At 40.5% G+C, this 19,901-nt stretch carries 21 protein-coding genes; all 21 read right to left on the reverse strand.

All coding sequences use genetic code 11. The features are described 5' to 3' along the window. Window positions 1–136 precede the first annotated feature (136 nt). Complete coding sequence (locus BT_RS04530) at window positions 137–1,258, reverse strand: universal stress protein (protein WP_008765729.1); 1,122 nt, start codon at window positions 1,256–1,258, stop codon at window positions 137–139. 73 nt (window positions 1,259–1,331) lie between these two features. Next, window positions 1,332–1,622: a hypothetical protein gene (locus BT_RS04535; RefSeq protein ID WP_008761566.1), complete on the reverse strand. Its 291-nt coding sequence runs from the start codon at window positions 1,620–1,622 to the stop codon at window positions 1,332–1,334. A 133-nt stretch (window positions 1,623–1,755) separates the two neighbouring features. Then, window positions 1,756–2,589, reverse strand: coding sequence for a tetratricopeptide repeat protein (locus tag BT_RS04540; RefSeq protein WP_008765730.1), 834 nt, complete (start codon window positions 2,587–2,589; stop codon window positions 1,756–1,758). An 18-nt stretch (window positions 2,590–2,607) separates the two neighbouring features. Then, complete coding sequence (locus BT_RS04545) at window positions 2,608–4,434, reverse strand: BatD family protein (RefSeq protein WP_008765731.1); 1,827 nt, start codon at window positions 4,432–4,434, stop codon at window positions 2,608–2,610. A gap of 34 nt (window positions 4,435–4,468) precedes the next feature. Next, a complete protein-coding gene (locus BT_RS04550; RefSeq protein ID WP_172461640.1) occupies window positions 4,469–5,191 on the reverse strand; it encodes a tetratricopeptide repeat protein in 723 nt (240 codons plus the stop codon). Between the two features lie 9 nt (window positions 5,192–5,200). Beyond that, window positions 5,201–6,229: a VWA domain-containing protein gene (locus tag BT_RS04555; protein WP_008761569.1), complete on the reverse strand. Its 1,029-nt coding sequence runs from the start codon at window positions 6,227–6,229 to the stop codon at window positions 5,201–5,203. A 44-nt stretch (window positions 6,230–6,273) separates the two neighbouring features. After that, entirely contained in the window at window positions 6,274–7,257 is a 984-nt protein-coding gene (locus BT_RS04560) for a vWA domain-containing protein (RefSeq protein ID WP_011107514.1), read from the reverse strand. A 44-nt stretch (window positions 7,258–7,301) separates the two neighbouring features. Then, complete coding sequence (locus BT_RS04565) at window positions 7,302–8,390, reverse strand: BatD family protein (protein ID WP_011107515.1); 1,089 nt, start codon at window positions 8,388–8,390, stop codon at window positions 7,302–7,304. Next, a complete protein-coding gene (locus tag BT_RS04570; protein WP_008761572.1) occupies window positions 8,390–9,259 on the reverse strand; it encodes a DUF58 domain-containing protein in 870 nt (289 codons plus the stop codon). The genes BT_RS04565 and BT_RS04570 overlap by 1 nt, the downstream gene beginning before the upstream one ends. 87 nt (window positions 9,260–9,346) lie before the next feature. Continuing rightward, window positions 9,347–10,342 (reverse strand): AAA family ATPase, encoded by a 996-nt coding sequence (locus BT_RS04575; RefSeq protein WP_008761573.1) that lies wholly within the window; start codon window positions 10,340–10,342, stop codon window positions 9,347–9,349. Window positions 10,343–10,581: 239 nt separating this feature from the next. Next, window positions 10,582–12,045, reverse strand: coding sequence for an HU family DNA-binding protein (locus BT_RS04580; RefSeq protein WP_008765733.1), 1,464 nt, complete (start codon window positions 12,043–12,045; stop codon window positions 10,582–10,584). Window positions 12,046–12,060: 15 nt separating this feature from the next. Further along, on the reverse strand, window positions 12,061–12,333 hold the full coding sequence (locus BT_RS04585; RefSeq protein WP_008761575.1) for an HU family DNA-binding protein: 273 nt from the start codon (window positions 12,331–12,333) through the stop codon (window positions 12,061–12,063). Continuing rightward, window positions 12,326–13,636 carry a 30S ribosomal protein S12 methylthiotransferase RimO gene (rimO, locus tag BT_RS04590; RefSeq protein ID WP_008765734.1) on the reverse strand — a complete coding sequence of 437 codons (1,311 nt, stop codon included), beginning with the start codon at window positions 13,634–13,636 and terminating at the stop codon, window positions 12,326–12,328. The genes BT_RS04585 and rimO overlap by 8 nt, the downstream gene beginning before the upstream one ends. Continuing rightward, window positions 13,633–14,592, reverse strand: coding sequence for a signal recognition particle-docking protein FtsY (ftsY, locus tag BT_RS04595; protein WP_011107516.1), 960 nt, complete (start codon window positions 14,590–14,592; stop codon window positions 13,633–13,635). The genes rimO and ftsY overlap by 4 nt, the downstream gene beginning before the upstream one ends. A 140-nt stretch (window positions 14,593–14,732) precedes the next feature. Beyond that, window positions 14,733–14,891 (reverse strand): DUF4295 domain-containing protein, encoded by a 159-nt coding sequence (locus tag BT_RS04600; protein WP_008761578.1) that lies wholly within the window; start codon window positions 14,889–14,891, stop codon window positions 14,733–14,735. A 14-nt stretch (window positions 14,892–14,905) separates the two neighbouring features. Further along, the gene (gene rpmG / locus BT_RS04605; protein WP_008761579.1) at window positions 14,906–15,094 is read right to left on the reverse strand and encodes a 50S ribosomal protein L33; all 189 of its coding nucleotides are present in this window, start codon (window positions 15,092–15,094) and stop codon (window positions 14,906–14,908) included. Between the two features lie 21 nt (window positions 15,095–15,115). After that, complete coding sequence (gene rpmB, locus BT_RS04610; protein ID WP_008765736.1) at window positions 15,116–15,376, reverse strand: 50S ribosomal protein L28; 261 nt, start codon at window positions 15,374–15,376, stop codon at window positions 15,116–15,118. A gap of 122 nt (window positions 15,377–15,498) precedes the next feature. Continuing rightward, on the reverse strand, window positions 15,499–16,731 hold the full coding sequence (locus tag BT_RS04615; RefSeq protein WP_048693669.1) for a competence/damage-inducible protein A: 1,233 nt from the start codon (window positions 16,729–16,731) through the stop codon (window positions 15,499–15,501). A 466-nt stretch (window positions 16,732–17,197) separates the two neighbouring features. Further along, window positions 17,198–18,091, reverse strand: a complete 894-nt coding sequence (locus BT_RS04620; RefSeq protein ID WP_008765456.1) for an IS3 family transposase — start codon at window positions 18,089–18,091, stop codon at window positions 17,198–17,200. A 32-nt stretch (window positions 18,092–18,123) separates the two neighbouring features. Further along, a complete protein-coding gene (locus BT_RS04625; protein WP_008765457.1) occupies window positions 18,124–18,486 on the reverse strand; it encodes a hypothetical protein in 363 nt (120 codons plus the stop codon). A 275-nt stretch (window positions 18,487–18,761) separates the two neighbouring features. Then, entirely contained in the window at window positions 18,762–19,781 is a 1,020-nt protein-coding gene (gene tsaD, locus BT_RS04630; RefSeq protein WP_011107518.1) for a tRNA (adenosine(37)-N6)-threonylcarbamoyltransferase complex transferase subunit TsaD, read from the reverse strand. Window positions 19,782–19,901 lie beyond the last annotated feature (120 nt).

Genomic DNA, 19,901 nt, shown 5'->3' on the forward strand with positions numbered 1-19,901 from the left:
GATTCTGATTTTTATCAAACTATATAATGATGATTCTCTTTTTGTGAGAAAATAAAAAAGAGGCTATACCAATTTTCTATTAAACATAATCATCATTATTCCCTAAACGTAAACAGCTTATTTTCGTTCTTTCTCATCATCCGTTAATAACAAGCAATGGCGTATCAGAATGGAAAATCATTTTACGAGCAATGCTCGGGTTAAATAATCGTGCAAATATATTCCTCTTATAGGAAGTTAATGTTATTATATCTATCTGATTATCTTTGATATACTTGTCAAGTCCTTTTAATAGATTATCATTCATTACCACATCATAATGAATTTCAAGCCCGGGATATTGTTTTTGGAAATAGTCTTTGATACCTGCAAGTTTAATTTCATTCCAAGTATCTTTGGATTCAGCCAGATGTATTAATGAGACTGAAAAATGGAAAGATTTCCATGTGTTGAAAAATGCTTCAAAAGCAATCAAGTCTCTCTGATCAAAATTGGTTAAGAAAGCAATACGTTTTACTTCATTGAATTCTTTGAATGGAGTATTTTCCGGAATAGCCAATACTGCTGTGCGGCTTCGATCAATAATTTCAGCTGTTACACTGCCAATTAAGTCAATGTCTTTCTGGCTTTTTCCACGCGTTCCCATAATGATAACCTTAGGACGTTGCTCCTTGGCATATCTTAAGATTTCTTCCTCCGGAATTCCTTCTCGTAAAATGCAACTATATTTGATATCCGGAAATTCTCCAGATGCAACTTTTTCCTTAATCTTATCAGATAGTGCGTTGAGATCTGAATGGACCTGCTGGATGATTGTTTTAACAGATTCTTCATCTCCGATCTGATAATTGAATACATCGCCATATGGTAATGACGAAGCGTATATCGGTGTAAAGTAAACATGTAATAGAATCACTTCAGAATTCTCAGTTTTGGCCAAATTAAAGCCAAATTCACACGCTTTCATCGAATAATTGGAGAAGTCGACAGGTATTAAAATTTTGTTCGATTTACTATCTACCTTAGGTGTCTTCTCTCCCACTATACTTTCAGATAACCAAGTAGAACTTTCCGTTATTTTTAATGCACGTGGTAGATCACTTTCTTTAATTCGCAGACGTACTCCTGAAGATACAACAGGTTGTATTTGATTTACGTTATGAATGTATGTTTCTATTCCTTCATTTTCGAGGACATTCTTTAGAATCTGAGCTTTTGTATAAGTCAGAATAGCTAAGGTTACTAATTTATCTTCCATAATAATCTGTTTTTGAAGGTAAACAAATAAGAAATCCCAATTGTTTGGGCAATTGGGATTCTTGTTTTATATTTTAAATTTGCATAGGTTCGGTAGCTTGTTCTTTTTGCATACTCATGTTTATTTCATCTAAAATTTTTAGAGCCCGGTCGAGAACAGTTGTGTCATCTAGCATTACAAGCCCGCCATCCGGACCAGGCTCAAGATGTATTCCGACACTTTTTCCTTCCTTGAAATTATGGCCTCCGAAGAAGTTGCGCACTGTATCTACGTGCAAACCAAGTTCGTCTGCTATTCTATGCATGCTACCGCTAGGCAATGAATCTTTAATCTTGCGAAGTTCATTAAATGTTATTGTTCTCATGTCTCATAAATTTAATGGTTAATACTATATTGTATTTAATTTTTTATCACGCTATAAACTTAAGCAAAAAAAAAGATAAAACAAATTATTTGCTTATCTTTTTTCCTAAATTCCTAAATTCTGTTTACGAATTTTATATCACTTCAATAGCGGAAGCCGGTACCCATCCTACTTTGCCGTCTTCCAAGCGAATTTCTTTCCATTCTTTCATTGAGTTATCTTTGATACTGACCTTACGTCCCTCATGAAGGATGAACAAACTTGTTCCACTTTCACTCGGAGTGCTGCGAACTGTTACACTAGGATTCATGACGATCGCTTCGCTTCTATTTACTAAACGTTCTTTTTGCTCTGAAGCAAAAAGATTAGAGCATATCACAACGATTAAGAAAACGATACCTGATATAAATCCTGTTTTTTTTAGTATAATCTGCTTGGAGAAAATAAAGAAGTAAAAAGCGATGATAAATAGAATAAAGGAGACAATTCCCCATGTAGCCCATGCGTCTACACTCATACTGTTTATCAAGGCTTTGGTCCATGATACAAAGAAAACTTCCGGAACAGGTTCTACTTTATCTATTGTTTTAGCGCGTGCCACTTCCAGATTGGCACGGATGTCGCTGTTTCCTGGTTTCATAAGCAAAGCACGTTCGTAGTTGAGTACGGCTTTTGCAATTTCTCCAGCTTTGTAGTAACTGTTTCCTAAATTATAGTACACATCCGCAGATTCCCCATTTTTTAATAAGGATTCATATATTTGGATAGCAGTTGCATAATCATCTTTTATATATGCGGAATCTCCTTCGGCTTTTGTTACATCTTCCAATTTCGTATCAGAAAATGTATGTGAACCCGCATGGATAGAATCAGCTTCAGTTATTTGTATAGAATCAATGCTCTGAGTTCCCTGTCCGAAGCAAGTAACTGACATTGATAATAATATAAAAAACAATATTTTTTTCATGACACAATCTCTTCTGGGTTAATGTTTTATTGAATTTTCCATTCTGCTTATCACTTCTATTGAAGAAGAGTAGACTTTATCCATTGCCTGATTTTCATCACCTGGAGCGAAACGAGCAAATTCACAATCATTCAATGCATTCAGGAATTCTTTAATTAGTTCTTCACTTACTCCATGGTTTCTCAGCTTCTCTTCAATATTGTCTTTCGACAAACGGGAAACCGGAATACTGAGTTTGTCGCTGATATATCCCCACAATGCTTTCAGTACTTCATCATAGAAGGCATCTTTCTTGTTTTCAGAGAGCAACTTACCGGCTAGTTTCATGCGCTTGGTTGCTACCTTATTAGCTTTCTTTGTTTTCATCTTAGCAACATTGGCATTTGTAGCGGCTTGTTTGCGGTAGATGATAAAGAAGATGATGAAGGCTAAAGCAGGAATGATATAGAATAGCCAATAGGTCATTGAGCCATAGAAGAAACTACCCTTAGGTTGGAGAGTAACTTCATTTTGCTTAATGTAACGGATATCTTCACCCAATACTTTCAAGTCTTCTTTATTGGTGAAATTGGCAATCACCTGATCAGCATTTCCTGCACCTTTCTCAACATTGATTACGTAGTCTTCCGTTTTCAACGTTTTGTAAGATTTTGAACGGATATCGAAATAGCTGAAAGATGCCCCCGGGATTTTATAATTGCCTGCATGTCTTGGAATAGCCAGATATTCAATGACTTTGTTTCCTGTAAGACCTTCCTGAGTTAATCTGACTTGGTTGTCCACCTTCGGATCATATACTTCAAAGTCATCCGGGAACTTAATTTCTGGATTAGAAATCAGCTTTAGGTTTCCGGTGCCGGAGATTACCAACTTAATGGTGATAGCATCATTAGTTTTCAGCTCCTTGCTATTAATGGAAGAAGAAATGTTGAACTCTCCCACTCCACCTGAAAAGTTTGCAGGTTTACCAGCAGGAAGCGGATTGACATTAATTGCTATTTTAGGAGTAACGATAGATTTCGGTACTTTAACTACATTGCTTCCACCATTGAAAAATGCATCAAAAGGATCGTCAGATTGTACAGCTTTACCTACCGTCATCTGGAACTGTGCCGGTTCTATAAATAACTTACCTGGTTGCTGGGGAAATAATACGAATTGGCGATAGATTGTCGTATTATAGTTACGTCCTTTATAATGCTCCTGTGTCCATCTTGCATTTGCATTCATTTCAATTTCTTGAGAATGAAATCCTTTAAAGTCAGGCAGTTTGGCATTATTCAATTGCAAGTCATGTTCTCTGGTGTATATTTTATAGGTTAAGACAAATGCTTCCTGCTCGTATACATTCGTTTTACTGGCAGTTGCTGTGATAAACAAATCCTGGTTAGATACACTTGTACCGGATGAAGAGCGTGCAGATGAGCTACCGTCATTTTGTCCTCCATTACTAGCTTGGTCTTGTGGCAAAACCTTCACCTTTACGGAGTTTGAAACCATCTGGTTGCCATCAGCTACAATAGAAGCTCCGGGGATTGTATATTCACCGGCAGTATTTGCCATCAATATATAAGTGAATGTAATACTACTTGTAGAGGTGACATTACCATTCATTATCTGTGTACTACTTTGCTGAGAACGGCTTGGCCCCATCAGGACGTCGAATCCTTTGATAGCCGGTGCCTGAAAGTCTTTAACTTTTTGTGTGGTTACTGTATAAGATAGCCTGAATTGATCCCCTACAACCACTACATCGGGAGCGGAAGCAGTGAATGACACCTTGTCGGCAAGCGCTTGGGTGCTATATGCTATCAATGCCATCAATATAACAATCAGTTTTTTCATTGCTTATGAAATTTATATCATCAACTTTTTATTATTACCAATCTTTTTCCAGACGACCGCCCTGAATAACTTTCTGTTGTTTCTTCACTTTGTCCTGTACGTCTTTCTCATCCTGAATCACAGAGTTAAGTAACTGTTCAGCATTTTCCTTTGACATCTGATTATCTTGTTTTTCAGGCTTCGGCGGTTGTTGCTGATCCTTTTGGTCGTCTTTCTTCTGATCGTTCTGTTTATCTTTGTTTTGATCCTGTTTCTGGTCTTGCTTCTGCTGCTGATCTTTATTCTGGTCTTGATTTTGATCTTGATCCTGCTGATTCTGTTGGTCTTTCAACATCTTTTGAGCGAGTGCCAGGTTATACCGTGTTTCATGATCTGCAGGATTGTTGCGCAGCGACATTTTGTAGGCATCCACTGCTTTTGCATAATCTTTACCAGCTTGAAAAAGCACTCCCATATTATGGTAAATGTGTGCCAATTTCATTTTATCCTTTTCTATTTTGCTGGCAGAATCATATTGCTCCATGGCTTCCTGAAACTTTTGTTGTTGTGAGAGCGTATTTCCCAAATTGTACATGGATACAGCAGATTTAGGATTAACTTCCAAAGCCTTGCGATAATTAACTTCTGCATCTACGAATACACTATCATTGAACAGACGATTTCCTTTGCGGATATAGTCACGCTCTGCTTTCTGTGCCGAAACGCCGGCAGCCGATAACAGAAAAGCAGCAAACAGGATATATTTCATTTTTAACATACGCATAGCTTACTTCTTATTAGAGAACAGATGAACGTTTTTGAATAATGGATTCTTACGATCCAAAATTAACATCTCAGCTAGTAACAATAGTAAAATGATCCATGCAATAGCCTGAAACTGTTCGTTGAAATCCGTATATATTTTCGATTCCACATCAGACTTAGCCATCTTACTTATTTCCTGACTGATAGCCTTTTGAGCAGAATTAGAATTATCTACCCGTACATAGATACCCTTTCCGTCTTTGGCTATTTCTTGACACATGCCCTCATTCAGACGGGTTACAATTACATTACCTTCGCGGTCACGGCGATAATCATTGGTACCTTCTACAGGAATAGGAGCACCTTCGGGCATACCTACTCCCAGCACACTTACCTGAATCCCTTTTTCGGCAGCAGCTTTAGCAGCTTCTACAGCGCCACCTTCATGATTCTCACCATCCGTGATGACAATGATAGCACGTCCCACTCCTTCTTGCGGAGTAAAACTGCGGGTTGCCAGGTTGATTGCCTCTCCGATTGCTGTACCCTGCTTGGAAATCAGCGATGGGCTGATAGATTCCAAAAACATTTTGGCGGAAATATAATCGCTCGTGATCGGTAGCTGGGTAAAAGCATCTCCGGCAAATACGATCATACCGACTTTGTCGTTATCTAATTCATCTACCAATCTGGATATTAATCTCTTGGCTTTTTCCAAACGGCTGGGCTGCACATCCTGCGCCAGCATAGAATTAGATATATCCAGAGCTATAATCACTTCCACCCCTTTACGTTTCACCGTTTCCTGCTTGGAACCAAATTGCGGACGAGCCAGCAATACTGAGAATAAGCCGATAGCGGCAAAGATGAGCCAAAATTTCACATCCGGTCGATATTTAGATACATCCGGCATTAATTGCGCTAACAATTCCGGATCTCCAAAACGTCGGATATTTCTCCGTCTCCTGTAATTGGAATACAAGTAGAAAGCTGCTAAAAACGGTAATAGCAGCAATAAATATAAATATGCAGGTTCTTCAAATCGAAACATCTTCTTCCTATTTTACGTTACAAATCACGATTGACGAAACATTCCTACGGAATTTTCTTGAGTATTGAATTACGCAATAAAACTTCCAGTAGTACACAAAGGAAAGCAGCCAGTGCAAACCAGCGATAGTCTTCTTCCCGTTTGCTATACTCTTTTACGTTCAACTTTGTTTTCTCCAGCTTGTCAATTTCTTCATATACCTCTTTCAGTTTCGAGTTGCTCGTAGCTCTGAAATAGTTACCATCGGTAGTACCGGCAATCTGAGTCAGTGTTTTCTCATCGATTTCCACCGGCATATTGATATACTGTACTGTATTACCGACCGGATAAGGATATGGAGCCATTCCATTCGTACCCACTCCGATGGTATACACACGGATACCGAAACTTTTGGCAATCTCAGCGGCTGTCAATGGCGAAATATCTCCTTTATTATTGGTACCATCCGTCAATAAGATGATAACTTTTGATTTCGCTTTACTGTCTTTCAGGCGGGTTACAGCATTTGCAACTCCCATACCAACAGCTGTACCATCTTCAATAAGGCCACATTTGATATTATGAATCATATCCAGCAATACAGCATGGTCCACAGTCAGCGGGCATTGAGTGAATGTTTCTCCGGCAAACAGAGTGATACCAATATTATCATTCGGGCGTCCGTTAATAAATTCGGCTGCTACATCTTTAGCAGCTTCCAGTCTGTTTGGCTTCAAGTCTTCCGCCAGCATACTGGTAGACACGTCGATAGCCAGCATAATATCAATTCCCTCTATTTCGCTGTTTTGCCACTTATTAGTGCTTTGCGGACGCGCTAATACCACAATAATCAAAGCCAATGCAATGACGCGCAGTATAAATGGAGCATGTAGCAAATAATTCTTATAACTTTTAGGAGTATGCGCATATACCCGTGCATCCGAAATCTGAAGGGTAGCTTCAGTTTTCTTTCGCTTCAAGATATACCATACAATATAAGGTATAAGCAATAATAGCAAAAACAGATATTCAATATTGGCAAAAAACATTTTATTTTCGATTTAACAGTTTACTATTTAGTATTCACACCACATTATGCAAAGAGATCATAAAGCTGCATACCTATATATACAAAAGTACCTATTAATGCTGCTGACAAGAATACAATACCGCAGATTAATAATATTTTAGTACGCAGAGAACGTTTCTCGATAATTGTGATTTCCGTTGGTTGCGGTTTCTGATTCTCCTCTTCCGGTTGCTTTGTTTCGTTGATAAAGTCGATTGCATTAATCAAATTCGCATCATTTTCATTCATTTGCGGATCATGCTTGGCAAATTTTACTAAATCAGCTGTCTGGAAGAGTTCCTTCAAATCTGATATTGCCTCTTTATCATTCATTTCCAATAACTTATCGATGATTTCAGAAGAAGTCATCTCTAGTGCATTGAATCCGAAACGATCTTTAATATAAGTACGAAGAGTATCTGTCAATTCCGTATAATATGCCTTCGGCTGTCCTTTCTGCCATACTTTCTCATTCTTGATACGTTCGATTTCCTTCATAGCAGCCTGATGTGGTGGCAACTTAGGTTCTACTTTTATCTTACGGATAATCGGTTTGTTATCACGTATACGAATGATCAGATAGATCAATAAGCCGAGTAAAGGCAATGCAAGAAATGAGCAACCGATCAGCCCATACCAGTCTTCCCATGCGAAAGGCGCTTTCATCACCGTTTTCTGTCCGAAGAACTGGTCTGGATGCAATGTGTCAACTGGCATAGAATATACTTTCAATGCCAGAGCTTTCGATCTATATTCTTTGCCATCCACAGTGACAGGCATCGGCGGAAGATAATAGAGAGCTGAGTCAAACGAGGTAACAATGTATTCCTGAGTAATCAGCATTCGTTGGCGATCATTCAGAAATTGTGTATCCGGTTTGGCGGTTTCTATAATTTCTACCCCTCGCACCAGTGTATCGGTATAAGCAGGAAAAACAGCACGTTGTTTGGCGTCCATCGCTACTTGTAATTGTACTTTCGCCTGTTCGCCAATTAATATCTGCAACGAATCTATCTTAGCTTCCACTGTAACAGACTGTGCCACAGTTCTACCTATAGAAAGCAGACATAACAATGCTATCAGAATAATATTTCTATTCATCTTTGATTCCATTAATTTCGTTTGGCAAATAAATTCAGCAATGCCTTTACGTAATCCTGGTCGGTTCTCACAGATACGGAGTCAACATTACTTTTGGTAAATGTGTCGTTCAGTTCGGTCTGTTTGTTTATCCACCAGTCACGGTGTGCCCGGCGTACAGCTTTGGAAGAAGTATCGATCCATTGTTCATGGCCGGTTTCCGCATCTTTTATTCGCATCAGTCCCACCGGAGGAAGATCACTCACTCTCCTATCGTAAACCTGCAATGCCACTACGTCATGCTTTCGGTTGGCAATAGTCAGAGCGTTTTTAAAGTTATCCTGATCGATGAAGTCAGATAGAATAAACGCTGTACAACGTCTTTTCATTACATTAGTCAGATACTCCAATGCGAGACGAATATTGGTACGACGGCTTTCCGGTTGGAAGTCAATCAGTTCGCGGATAATATATAGAATGTGTTTACGTCCCTTTTTAGGAGGAATAAACTTTTCTATCCGGTCTGAAAAGAAGATCACACCAATTTTATCGTTGTTTTGTATAGCGGAAAATGCAAGAGTAGCTGCAATTTCCGTTACCATATCCTTCTTCAGTTGTTTAACCGTACCAAATTCCAAACTTCCGGAAACATCGACCATCAACATCACTGTCAGTTCGCGCTCTTCTTCAAACACCTTCACATAAGGTTTGTTGAATCGTGCCGTCACATTCCAGTCGATGTCGCGTATATCGTCGCCGAACTGATACTCACGGACTTCAGAGAACGACATACCTCTACCTTTGAAAGCCGAATGGTATTGGCCTGCAAAGATATTGTTAGACAGTCCTCGTGTCTTGATTTCAATCTGACGAACTTTTTTTAATATTTCACTTGTTTCCATTTATACAGTAGTTAAAGTAGTAAGTAGTCAGGTAGTTAAGTAAAATACACTTGACTACCTTTTACTGCATTGTAATATTACGGCAGATTAGGGCACTTCAACCTTGTTCAGAATCTTGCTGATGATTTCGTCCGAAGTCATGTTGTTGGCTTCCGCCTCGTATGTCAGTCCAATACGGTGACGAAGAACATCATGCGCAACAGCACGTACATCTTCCGGGATTACATAGCCGCGGCGTTTGATGAAAGCGTATGTGCGGGCAGCTAGTGCCAGATTGATAGAAGCACGCGGTGAGCCACCAAATCCGATCATGTCTTTCAGTTCTTTGAGATCGTATTTCTCGGGGAAACGAGTAGCAAATACAATATCTACAATATAACGTTCTATTTTCTCATCCAGATAAACCTGGCGAACCACCTTGCGGGCTTCGATAATTTCTTCTGCTTTCAGGATAGGTTTCACATTGAACTTCTCACCGTTGATATTCTGACGGATAATCAGTTTTTCTTCTTCCAGCTTCGGATAGTCAATCACTACTTTCAGCATGAAACGGTCTACCTGTGCTTCAGGAAGCGGGTAAGTACCTTCTTGTTCAATCGGGTTCTGAGTGGCCAATACTAAGAAAGGTTCCGGCAACATGAATGTTTCCTTACCAATAGTAACCTGACGTTCTTGCATGGCTTCCAGCAAGGCACTCTGTACTTTGGCCGGAGCACGGTTTATTTCATCCGCTAATACGAAGTTGGCAAAGATAGGTCCTCTTTGTACTTTGAAAGATTCATCTTTCTGACTGTAAACCATTGTACCAATAACATCGGCCGGCAATAAGTCGGGAGTGAACTGAATACGGCTATATTTCGCGTCGATCAGGGAAGCGAGTGTTTTGATAGCCAAAGTTTTTGCCAGACCGGGTACACCTTCTAAAAGAACATGTCCGTCGGAAAGCAATCCGATAAGCAGTGATTCAACCAAATGTTTCTGACCAACAATGATTTGGTCCATACCTGTCGTAAGATTGGTAACGAAAGCACTTTGTCTTTCAATCCGCTCATTCAGTTCGCGGATATCAATTGATTCAGCCATAAATACTTAATATTTTATTATTTAATTCTCATTAATTAAGGTGTAAGACTTACCAGTGTGTAAGGCTTCTAAATTCGCTCCCAAAAGTACGCCATATAATTAACGATTGCAACTAATTTTTATTAAAAAACAATGCGAAATCTTTAGATTAAGGTACTTTCATACGCTTTTGTACTTACGTAACATTTCACCCGGCTATACATTGCTGTATGAGCCGGGTGAATAGGTGTTTTTTGTTTTTATTCTTTTGTAAGTTCCGGTATCTCGATTGTCGTACCGTATGGTACGTTATCGGGGTTCTTGATTACTTTCGGGTTATGTTTTACGATATATGGCCACATGGCTTTTGTACCGTAAAAGCGTAATGAAACTTTCGTTAAAGTCTCTCCTTCTTTAATTGTGTATTTTGTTTTGGTACCGGTTATCTTGTAGGATGCGGAATCCGAATATGCCGAAGCTGTTGGTTGTTGTTGGGCAGGTTTACTTTCTGCTTTGACAGGTTCCGCTGTCGGTTCCTTCTTGACAACAGGTTGCGGTTGGACTGCTTCCACCACAGTATCCTTGTGTGCAATTGTATCTGAAAGCTGTGCTTCCGGCTGCACAGGTTGAGTAACTTCCGGTATATCAACCACATTCTTATCAGACGAAGATGAGAACAAATCCGGATAATAAATAAACAGGATAGCTCCTCCGCACAGTAGTAAGACTATAATAATAGTTGCTATTAAATAAGGAATAGCTGATTTTTCCTTTTTATCACTGTCTTTATCAGTATAGGTGGCTTTCGGTTGTTCTATTTCCGGCTGTTCTTGGAGAGTGACAGGCTCCATATTTGCTTTATGAAGCTCTTGGGCTATAATTTGCTCTGCAGTAACTTCCGCTTTTTCTGTAATAACCGTTTTCTCTTCCTCCTCTTCTGTTGTTTCAGTCTCTGGTTTCTGCTCTTCTATAATTGTTTCTTCCGATTGTTCCTTAGCAGGTTCCTCTGTCACCGGACTGAAGTCAGGTTCCAAAACAGTTTCCGAAGATTCCTCTACAGGCTCTTCTCCTGGGGCTTCCTCAGATACAGATTCCGGTTTCGGTTCAATTTTCACTTCCGGCAATTCTTCAGCTTCTGGTTCTTCTGTTGCAATTAGTTCCGGTTCTGTTTCAGGTTGACCGGTTTCATTCGCGTCAGTTTCAGGAACTTCAGCCACAGCTACTGCTTCAGCAGTCGGCTGCTCTTCGATTACAGGTTCTTCCAGTTGTATTTCTTCCTGAATATCTCCACCGGCATTTTCATTTCCTGCTATTTCAGAGTCGATCATTTCAGTCTCTGTATCAGAAACCGCACCTTCCTCCTCATCGGATTCTTCCATAGGGGTATCTTCCAATACCGTACCTTCATTTAATACTACCGTTTCAAAATGTGCAAAAGGCTTATTTATTGTATCTCTCAGATTGGTGTCCGGAGTAAACGATACTTTGGTATGACCTTTTATCTGGAAACGTTCCCCTGTGTTGACATTAACGCTTTCCCGACTATCTACATCCACAAGTTTGAAAGTCCCCAATCCTTTGATTTTCACAGTCTTCTCATTCTCCAGGGCTTGTTCTATCAAGAGAAAAAACTCTTTGACGAATGCTTCGGCATCCTTCTTGGTCATGCTATGTTTAGCCGCCAATAAGTCGATAAGGTCTTGAATTGTCAGTCTTTCATTCATAATGGGAAATATATATTATTTAAACTTGTCTTTCAGTGTATTGCTGGGTCTGTACGTCAATACCAATTTAGGAGGAACCAGCATACGTTGCTTCGTGGACGGATTGATCGAAATGCGCTCCGCTTTTTTCTTCACTTCAAAAGAACCAAAGCCCTGTATTGCAATCGCATTCCCGTCTTCCAGTTCCTGTGTCATGTCAGACAATAAAGAACTTATCAGTTCAGAAGTGTCTTTGATAGTATACCCCAGTCTGTCTGCCAGTTCCGATGTAAATTCCTTATTATTCATACTTGTTTAATATCTTTGCATATAAATCAAAATCGTCCGCATCGGTTACTTCTACCTGATAGAATTGTCCGACTTCAAGTTCTTCTCTGGAAACACTGATCAATACTTCTGGGTCTACCTCCGGTGAATCAAATTCCGTACGTCCGATATAATAATCTCCCTCGATCCGGTCGATGATGACTTTCATCTGCTGACCAATTTTTGCAGCGCTCAATTCTGCTGAAATACCTTGCTGGATATCCATTAGCTCGTCCAGTCGGGCTTGTTTAACCTCCTGTGGTATAGAGTCTTCATATTGCTGGGCAGCATAAGTACCCTCTTCTTCAGAATAAGCGAAAGCCCCCATCCTGTCGAAACGCGCCTTGCGTACAAATTCTTTCAGCTCTTCAAAGTCTTCTTCCGTTTCTCCGGGATGTCCTACCATCAGCGTAGTGCGCAGATGGATACCCGGTACTTCTTTACGGAACTGTTCGATCAGCTTGTACGTATCTTCTTTGCTTACTTGCCGACGCATCAGTTTCAACATGTTGTCACTGATATGCTGCAAGGCTATATCCATATATTTGCAGACATTATCGCGTTCCCGCATCACCCGAAATAAATCCGTTGGAAAATGTGCCGGATACGCATAATGCAGACGAATCCACTCTACACCCGGAATTTCCGAGATACGTTCGATCAATTCGGGCAGCATTTGCTTTTTATACAGATCGACTCCGTAATACGTCAATTCCTGAGCGATCACCTGAAACTCCTTTACCCCTTGCGATACCAGATACCGGACTTCATCCAGTATTTCTTCCATCGACTTGGATATATGGCGTCCTGTAATAATGGGAATAGCACAATAAGAGCACTTGCGGTCACATCCTTCTGAAATCTTCAGATAAGCATAATGCTTGGGAGTGGTCAAAGTACGCTCAATATACAATTCCTCATGGTACGTTTTTCCCAAGTCCTGCAAGAGTTCTTTCCAGTTGAATTTGCCGTAGAACTTGTCTACCTGTGGTATTTCAATGGCCAGTTCTTGTAAATAACGCTCGGAAAGACAGCCCATTACAAACAGTTTCTTCAAGTCGCCTTCTTCTTTTCTTTCTGCAAATTCCAGAATCATATTGATAGACTCTTCTTTCGCGTCACCGATGAAACCGCAGGTGTTGATTACCGCTATCTCCCCTTCCGGATTTTCTGTATCATGAGTTACGCTGTATCCTGCTTCTTCCAGCTGACGCATCAACTGCTCCGAGTCTACTAAATTTTTAGAACAACCTAAAGTAATAATATCTATTCTCTTTCTTTTCATGCATTCTCTCCAAACAGGGAATCAACAAATTCATTTTTGCGGAAGACTTGCAAATCTTCCATGCCTTCACCCAATCCAATGTATTTTACAGGAATCTTGAACTGGTCGGAGATGCCGATCACTACTCCGCCTTTGGCGGTTCCGTCCAACTTGGTGATAGCCATTGCAGTCACCTCCGTAGCCAATGTAAATTGCTTGGCTTGCTCGAAAGCATTCTGTCCGGTAGAACCATCCAATACCAGCAGGACTTCATCCGGTGCATTGGGTACTACCTTCTTCATGACGTTCTTTATCTTGGTAAGCTCATTCATCAAGCCTACTTTATTGTGTAAGCGGCCGGCCGTATCGATAATCACTACATCCGCATTGTTGGCAACAGCAGAACTCAGTGTATCGAAAGCGACAGATGCAGGGTCCGCACCCATTTTCTGTTTTACAACAGGCACACCTACGCGTTCACCCCAGATCATCAACTGCTCTACGGCAGCTGCACGGAATGTATCGGCGGCACCCAAATAAACAGATTTGCCCGCTTTCTTGAATTGATAAGCTAATTTCCCGATTGTTGTTGTTTTACCTACCCCGTTTACTCCCACTACCATCATTACATAAGGCTTTTTCTTGATAGGTACATCAAAGTCTGCTACGTCATCCGAATTATTCTCGGTCAAAAGGGCAGCAATTTCATCACGCAGTATGTGATTCAACTCTTGAGTATTCACATATTTGTCTGCAGCGGCCCGTTTTTCGATACGTTTGATAATATTCAAAGTTGTCTCTACCCCCACGTCAGATGTGATCAAAACTTCTTCCAGATTATCCAATACTTCGTCGTCTACTTTCGACTTACCAGCCACGGCACGAGCGATTTTACTGAATACGCTCTCTTTGGTTTTAGATAATCCTTTATCTAAAGTTTCCTTCTTTTCCTTTGAAAAAAAACTAAAAAATCCCATATCTACAGTTATTTGTATAATACATTATGCTACAAAGATATAACAAAGGATTGGAAAAGTAAAAAAAGAAGCAATAAAAAATCCCCTCACTGTTTGCCAATGAGGGGATTTTGTGTTTATAGCGTTTTATGCTATTCTGATTATTTTTTGAAAAAGTCTTGTACTTTTTCGTTTGCAACCATTTGTTCATCAAAAACGTAAGCTCCAGTTTTCGGAGATTTCACCATTTTGATAACCTTGGTGTAAGCACGACCTTCTTTAGAGCCTTCGTGCAAACTTGCTACTGTTTTCTTTGCCATGGGTTATACTATTATTATTTAATTTCCTTATGTACTGTTACTCTCTTCAGAATCGGGTTGTATTTCTTCAACTCAAGTCTTTCAGTTGTATTCTTTCTGTTTTTAGTTGTGATATAGCGAGATGTTCCCGGCATTCCACTCTCTTTGTGTTCTGTACATTCCAGAATCACCTGTACTCTGTTACCTTTTGCTTTCTTTGCCATTGTAAGTTTTCTCCTCTACGTTTAGCCGATTACTTTAATGCTTTTCCAATCACAGAAACCTTTAGCTACTGCATCGTTCAGTGCAGCGTCCAGTCCTTTTTTGTTGATGATACGCAGACCGTTAGCACAAAGGCTAAGGCTGATCCAACAGTCTTGTTCTACATAATAGAACTTTTTGTTAAACAAGTTCAAATCAAAGGTTCTTTTTGTTCTTCTCTTTGAGTGTGAAACATTGTTGCCAATCATGGCTTTCTTTCCGGTAATTTGACAAATCTTCGACATTTCTATCTTATTTTTATAGTTTTATATCTATACTTATTTCAAACAGGACGCAAAGTAAGCACTTTTATCCGTATAAAACAAGGATTTCTTAAAATAATTCACTTCCAGACACCAATTTTTCCTTATTTGAGCAAATCACGAAGAATTAATAGCGCATTATTGCCCGCTCTTTCAATATTCATGGCTCTTCCGCGGTTCGTTTCCTGCCTGTAAGTACGAATTTCATTTTTATAACCAGCAGCGATCCAGACAGTGCCTACCGGTTTCTCCGGTGTTCCACCTCCGGGACCGGCAATTCCTGAAGTTGCGACAGCGCAGTCGGTTTTCAGCGCTTTCATCGCTCCTTTTACCATTTCGATCACAGTCTGCTCACTGACAGCGCCATACACTTCCAGTGTTTCCGGTGAAACATGGAGCAGATTCATCTTCACTTCGTTAGAATATGCCACTATTCCTCCATTAAAGTATTCCGAACTTCCGGCAATGGACGTCAGACGTGCCGCAATACTTCCTCCGGTGCAACTTTCTGCGGTGGAAACGGTTAAATTCTTCTTTTTCAGCAGTTCGCCTACGATTACCTCCAGTGGGATATCTTCTTCGCTGAAAATATCATCGCCCAGTATCGCTTCCAGCTTAGCCTGCTCGTCGTTCAGTGCGCTTTCCACTTCTATCTTGTTCTGTCCCCGTCCGGTTAGTCGCAGGCGGATGATTCCAAGTTTGGGCAGATATGCCAATTTGATGCTTTCCGGCAAGGCTGTCTCCCACGGTTCCAGCTTTTCAGCGAGTATGGATTCGGGGTAATGTTGTACTAGAAAGGTCCGGTGCATGATTACATCCGTCTGAAACTTCTCACGTAGCTTGGGCAATACGGACTCAGTCATAACGGCAGTCATTTCCTGCGGAACACCCGGCATGGATACGAGTACTTTATTGTCTTTCTCAAACCAGCTGACAGAAGCGCTTCCTACCGGATTGTTGATGACCGTGCAATCTTTGGGAACCATTGCCTGACTCTTATTCAGCGCATTCATCGGTATTTTCCCGGCAAGCACCCGCTTTACGTTCTCAAATACTTCTTCGCTGAATATCAGTTCGGTATGGAAGTATTTACAGAGAGTTTGTTTGGTGATATCGTCTTTTGTGGGACCGAGTCCTCCGGTTACCAGAACGATATTCACCCTTTTCATCGCATTATCTACTGCTTCCATGATCTCTTCTTCCCGATCACGGATCGAAACAATGCGTAGAACTTCGATACCTATCTTATTTAATTCCTGCCCCATCCAGGCAGAATTTGTATCGACTACCTGCCCTATCAGCAGCTCGTCACCAATGGTAATAACTTCAGCAAACATCTTTTTCCTACGTTAGTTAATAGAATATGCTACCTATATTAATAAGGTATATACGCTATGTTAAGTCATTAGGTTTACTTCATTTTTTCGTTCCATATACGTGATCCATTCGGTTCATGTGCGTGAGCCGAATGGATCACGTATGTGAACTGGACGGCTTACGCACGTGGAACGAAGGAATGCTATAAACAAAGATTCTTAATGAATGTACTTCCCTAATAATGGTTGACTTGTTTATCTCTAATAGCTGCTATGTGTTGACTAGAAATATTACTAACCCTGGCAGCTGTTTACTTTATTATTTATTATTCCTGCCTCCGGTTTACTTATTTTTTTCTTATTCCTTTAACCGGTTGACTCTTCTCTTTGAAAGAAGAAAAAAGAAAGGAACTCACCCTTTTTCCTCTTTCTATCCCGCTAGCAGGGCATTCTTGGTCTTTTCATAAGCAAATGTACATATTTATTTTTAAGCAAGTGCTACATTCAGATACTTTTCTCTGTAGCTTATCCATCTTTTCCTGATAGGTCCTTGCATTTCTCCTGCCTGTACCGGGGTAAGCATATCCAAGCTCATATGAGGCCTTTCGTTGTTATAGAAGTGAACGGCTGTTGCTACAGCTTTTCTGACTTCCTGTATTGAACTAAAGCGCATTCCTTGCAGCAATTCATTCTTTATAATGCCATTCACACGCTCAGCTATGGCATTGTCCTTGGGATTGCCATCCTCTGTCATGCTGGGAAGAATCCCGTTATGTCGTAATATGGCAATATAATCCGCACTGGCATATTGTACGCCTCGGTCGGAGTGATGGATCAAACCCTTAATCTCCTTTGCAGCTATGCGTCTGACTGCCATTTCCAGAGCTTCCACTGTGTAACAGCTTCCCAGAGTATCACCTACGCAATACCCAATGATCTCCTTCGTATAGGCGTCTGTCACCAGAGACAGGTAGCAGAACACATAACTGCCGTCAGGCAACCATATGGTAATGTAAGTGATATCACTAACCCACAGCTGATCAGGATGTTCTAATAGCAATGTCCTGGTTAAATCAGGATACTGTGGCAAGTGATGAGAGGAGTCTGTCGTACGTGGAGCCCGAAAACGTTTGCGTATTGTCAGCTTATACTTGGACAATATAGCACAGAAACAGTCACGCCCAACAAAGGCCTGGCTGGTGCCGAACTCATTACGGTACATCAGCCAAAGTTTCATCCCCCCAATACCAGGGTCCTTTGAACGCACACGTTTGACAAACTCAAGAACAAAACGTTCACGGGCCGAACTATCCGTACTATGGTCAACATACTTATAAAAGGCTTGCTTTGTTACACCAAACAATTTGCAAAGAGAGACCACCGTATAGGCATGCCTCCCTTTACAAAGCCTTTTTATTGTTTGGTACCAGCTTTTTTTCGGATAGGAAGATTAAACATCTCCTCGGCAACATCAATCATCGTATCGAAGGCGTGCGCACGCATTTTAGCATCTTTAAGCTCTGCACGTAAACGCTCATTCTCAAGACGTAAGGCAGTAATTGAGGAGGATTCATCCGAGGACTTGGGAGACTTGTTCTTTTTCATATAAGCGGATATTTCAGGATTAGAATCCTCAAAGATACGAACCCAACGCCAAAATGTAATGCGGGCAATCCCTTTTTCTTGGGCAAAACGAGAAACTGAGAAATTCGAACGATAGAAATCGCCAAGAAGTTCAAGCTGATAAGGACTAAAGGTCATGTCACTCTTTTTCATCTTTTATTCATTTTAGTTGATACTTATAGTAGTCAACCAAATCCAGGGTAAGACAGAAGGCTTCTTATATCATTAATCCTCCTTTGTCTCCCTATTATATATAGGTGCATTTTGTTTTCAGCAAGGCTTCTTTATGCCACCGCCTATTGGGTCGGTGACATTTTTTCGGTGTTTGCCGTCACTATTGTTATTGCCGTCACTTTAATCGTCACTACTTAAATTATTCTATGACAATAGTTTATTATATAAAGTGACGATGACGTTAAAAAACTGTTTTATAATGTGACACGGGAATAAGCCGGAAGATCAATGGAGCAGAAGTCTTTATCCAGATACTTGAAGTATCCGGTAATGGCAATCATGGCTGCATTGTCGGTCGTATAGCTGAATTTAGGAATAAAAATATTCCAGCCATACTTTTCAGCGTGTTCTCGGAAAGAGTTACGCAATCCGTTATTGGCAGAGACTCCTCCGGCTACGGCTACTTCTTTTATTTTATATTCTTTGGCAGCTTTCCGCAGTTTGTCCATCAGAATGTCTACAACAGTTGCTTCCAGAGAGGCGGCCAAATCCACTTTATGATGCTCGATGAAATCGGGATCGTCTTTCATCCAGTCACGCAAGGAGTATAGGAAAGAAGTTTTCAGTCCGCTGAAACTGTAGTCCAGCCCCGGAATATGCGGTTTGCTGAAAGTATACGCTTTCGGATTGCCTTGACGTGCCAGTTTGTCAATGATCGGTCCGCCCGGATATCCGAGACCCATCACTTTAGAACATTTATCGATTGCTTCTCCGGCAGCGTCATCAATCGTCTGACCGAGAATTTCCATATCATTATAGGCTTTTACCAATATAATCTGTGAGTTTCCTCCGGATACCAACAGGCAAAGGAACGGGAATTTCGGTTGGATATTTTCTTCTCCTTCTGCTTTAATAAAATGAGCTAAGACATGCCCTGTCAGATGATTAACATCTATCAAAGGAATACCGAGTGAACGTGCGAATCCTTTGGCGAAAGAGACGCCTACAAGTAAAGATCCCATCAATCCCGGTCCACGTGTGAAAGCTACCGCGCTCAGTTCTTCTTTGGTAACCCCTGCCCGTTTCAGTGCTTCGTGTACCACAGGAACGATATTTTGTTGATGTGCCCGTGAAGCTAATTCGGGTACTACTCCGCCGTATGCTTCATGTACGGCTTGACTTGATACCACATTTGACAGCAGATAACCATCCTTGATTACGGCTGCCGACGTATCATCACAGGAGGATTCAATTCCTAATATTATTGCACTCATATGTTTTTAAACTATTAAACGGTGCAAAAGTAATGATAAAACTACGATTCATAACGAACTATTTTATATTTTTGTTCGCTAAATAAAAGTTATCGCTTATCAGAACGCTGAAAAAGACTG

It is taken from the genome of Bacteroides thetaiotaomicron VPI-5482 (assembly GCF_000011065.1).
Taxonomy (GTDB): domain Bacteria; phylum Bacteroidota; class Bacteroidia; order Bacteroidales; family Bacteroidaceae; genus Bacteroides; species Bacteroides thetaiotaomicron.

What these genes read in the sequence shown, in the direction of transcription:
- BT_RS04530 (WP_008765729.1), bottom strand. Translation starts at nt 1,258, where the DNA reads ATGGAAGATAAATTAGTAACCTTAGCTATTCTGACTTATACAAAAGCT.
- BT_RS04535 (WP_008761566.1), bottom strand. Translation starts at nt 1,622, where the DNA reads ATGAGAACAATAACATTTAATGAACTTCGCAAGATTAAAGATTCATTG.
- BT_RS04540 (WP_008765730.1), bottom strand. Translation starts at nt 2,589, where the DNA reads ATGAAAAAAATATTGTTTTTTATATTATTATCAATGTCAGTTACTTGC.
- BT_RS04545 (WP_008765731.1), bottom strand. Translation starts at nt 4,434, where the DNA reads ATGAAAAAACTGATTGTTATATTGATGGCATTGATAGCATATAGCACC.
- BT_RS04550 (WP_172461640.1), bottom strand. Translation starts at nt 5,191, where the DNA reads ATGTTAAAAATGAAATATATCCTGTTTGCTGCTTTTCTGTTATCGGCT.
- BT_RS04555 (WP_008761569.1), bottom strand. Translation starts at nt 6,229, where the DNA reads ATGTTTCGATTTGAAGAACCTGCATATTTATATTTATTGCTGCTATTA.
- BT_RS04560 (WP_011107514.1), bottom strand. Translation starts at nt 7,257, where the DNA reads ATGTTTTTTGCCAATATTGAATATCTGTTTTTGCTATTATTGCTTATA.
- BT_RS04565 (WP_011107515.1), bottom strand. Translation starts at nt 8,390, where the DNA reads ATGGAATCAAAGATGAATAGAAATATTATTCTGATAGCATTGTTATGT.
- BT_RS04570 (WP_008761572.1), bottom strand. Translation starts at nt 9,259, where the DNA reads ATGGAAACAAGTGAAATATTAAAAAAAGTTCGTCAGATTGAAATCAAG.
- BT_RS04575 (WP_008761573.1), bottom strand. Translation starts at nt 10,342, where the DNA reads ATGGCTGAATCAATTGATATCCGCGAACTGAATGAGCGGATTGAAAGA.
- BT_RS04580 (WP_008765733.1), bottom strand. Translation starts at nt 12,045, where the DNA reads ATGAATGAAAGACTGACAATTCAAGACCTTATCGACTTATTGGCGGCT.
- BT_RS04585 (WP_008761575.1), bottom strand. Translation starts at nt 12,333, where the DNA reads ATGAATAATAAGGAATTTACATCGGAACTGGCAGACAGACTGGGGTAT.
- rimO (WP_008765734.1), bottom strand. Translation starts at nt 13,636, where the DNA reads ATGAAAAGAAAGAGAATAGATATTATTACTTTAGGTTGTTCTAAAAAT.
- ftsY (WP_011107516.1), bottom strand. Translation starts at nt 14,592, where the DNA reads ATGGGATTTTTTAGTTTTTTTTCAAAGGAAAAGAAGGAAACTTTAGAT.
- BT_RS04600 (WP_008761578.1), bottom strand. Translation starts at nt 14,891, where the DNA reads ATGGCAAAGAAAACAGTAGCAAGTTTGCACGAAGGCTCTAAAGAAGGT.
- rpmG (WP_008761579.1), bottom strand. Translation starts at nt 15,094, where the DNA reads ATGGCAAAGAAAGCAAAAGGTAACAGAGTACAGGTGATTCTGGAATGT.
- rpmB (WP_008765736.1), bottom strand. Translation starts at nt 15,376, where the DNA reads ATGTCGAAGATTTGTCAAATTACCGGAAAGAAAGCCATGATTGGCAAC.
- BT_RS04615 (WP_048693669.1), bottom strand. Translation starts at nt 16,731, where the DNA reads ATGTTTGCTGAAGTTATTACCATTGGTGACGAGCTGCTGATAGGGCAG.
- BT_RS04625 (WP_008765457.1), bottom strand. Translation starts at nt 18,486, where the DNA reads ATGAAAAAGAGTGACATGACCTTTAGTCCTTATCAGCTTGAACTTCTT.
- tsaD (WP_011107518.1), bottom strand. Translation starts at nt 19,781, where the DNA reads ATGAGTGCAATAATATTAGGAATTGAATCCTCCTGTGATGATACGTCG.